This window comes from Winogradskyella rapida, assembly GCF_042675845.1.
In the GTDB taxonomy this organism is placed as follows: domain Bacteria; phylum Bacteroidota; class Bacteroidia; order Flavobacteriales; family Flavobacteriaceae; genus Winogradskyella; species Winogradskyella rapida.
This window is the reverse complement of the sequence record NZ_JBHTKM010000003.1, coordinates 1-1,724: the sequence shown is the minus strand read 5'-3', so window position 1 is coordinate 1,724 and position 1,724 is coordinate 1. Positions and strand designations below refer to the sequence as shown.

Annotated in this window: 2 protein-coding genes; both read right to left on the bottom strand. The window is 28.0% G+C overall.

Features of this window, described 5'->3' with window-relative positions; translation table 11 throughout:
- Positions 1–214 precede the first annotated feature (214 nt).
- On the bottom strand, positions 215–772 hold the full coding sequence (locus ACFQ13_RS01790; RefSeq protein ID WP_386113407.1) for a hypothetical protein: 558 nt from the start codon (positions 770–772) through the stop codon (positions 215–217).
- 163 nt (positions 773–935) lie between these two features.
- Positions 936–1,427 (bottom strand): hypothetical protein, encoded by a 492-nt coding sequence (locus tag ACFQ13_RS01785; RefSeq protein ID WP_386113405.1) that lies wholly within the window; start codon positions 1,425–1,427, stop codon positions 936–938.
- Positions 1,428–1,724 lie beyond the last annotated feature (297 nt).

Sequence of the window (1,724 nt, the reverse complement as noted above, 5' to 3'; positions counted from 1 at the left end):
TTAAAATTCCGATTAAAATTATTACTGTTTTTGTTAATTTTTTCATTCGTAATATTTGGTTTTAAATTGTTTACAACGTGTTTGTGTATGGTTAGTTGCGTGGTTTAGCAACTAAGTTAACAAACTTTTACGAACCCGTGAAAATTCCGCAGGAATTTTCGCAAGTAGGGAAGAACCTAGCAATTAATTATACACGGTGTTGTAGGTAGTATTTTTATTCAGGCTTTTCATATTTCGAATAATTATCCACCGTTGTTTTTCCGTTTATAATTAATGTGTTCATTATATCTGCAAAATTAGCTTTTTGATTTTCAAAGTCTTTGTCAAAAGTCAGAAATAGAATGTTATACAAATACTCGCCACTTACAAAACTTGCGTTAATTCCTTTAAAAGAATTTTCTTCGTTTTTTGTCGATATGAAATGCCTTAACGGCTTTATGTTATTATAAACAACTATATCAATATCCAATATTTCACAGTTACAAGTTTCTTTGAAATAATCCTCATATTCTCCGTCAAGTAAATTTCCTTTTTCAAATTTTGGTTCTGTTATTTTAGAAACAAGTAAAGTATATTGAAATTGGTTTTCAGAAGTTTTTATATAAACATCAATTTCTGTATTCGGTTGATTCCGATTAGAATATTTCATATCAGAGTCCAACAAAAAGACATAATCTTCTTTATCGTCAACAATGAATTTTTTTTCAGTTTGTGAATAAGTAAGGTTTGACAGAAGTCCGATTGCAATTATTAGACTAAATATTTTCTTCATTTACGTGATTTTTTTATTACCTACAACGTGTTTGTGTATGGTTAGTTGCGTGGTTAAGCAACTAAGTTAGCAAACTTTGACGAACCTGTGAATATTCCGCAGGAATATTCGCAAGTAGGGAAGAACAAAGCAATTAATTATACACGGTGTTAGCTTTAGTTTTTTATTTACAAGTATCTTTTTCTTTTATAATCCTTCTTTGTCTATTCCAATAAGATTTATATTCCATTGTATGTGATTTGCTGTTATATAAAGCATCTCCAATAATAAAATGATATTTTTTATTTTTTCGAGTTACAAATAAAGTGTCCGAACAAGATTTTTTTGCAAGAATATCATTCTTATCTAAAAAATCCGCAATGAATGGATATTGATAATCGTAATTATAACTTGCATCGATACTCCAATATTGATTTTCATTTTCTAAAAGAACAAAAGTTGTTCCTTTAGTTTGATTAATTGATTTAATAGTTCCATTAAATTTTGTTACATATTCGATAGTATTTGAGTTCTTGTATGCAGTAATGTATAAATAAACTAACCAAAAAAACACTGCGAGAAATCCAGATACGGTAAAAATTGTAGTTAATGAGTAAGGTTTTTTCTTTTTTTTAACATAGGATTTCCTTCTCTTTTTAACATCATATTTTTTCATTCAAATTAATTTTACATATTGAAGGTGGCAAAGAGACAACATCCAAACATTAAATAAAAGTAGGGATATTTTTCGTATTTGTCAATTTTAGAGATTTCATCGTTCAGTTCCAATTATCAGTATTTGAATATTATGTTTGCATTAATTCTGCTCAAATTTCGTTTGTTATGTTGTTTTTTTGTGGCTCGTGCGAAATGTCTAGTCCTGAAATACGGCTACAGGTTAAAATTGGTTTTACGCTGATAATTTGTGTACCATATTAGGTGTTTTATAGTCTAAAGATAAATGTAATCTTAT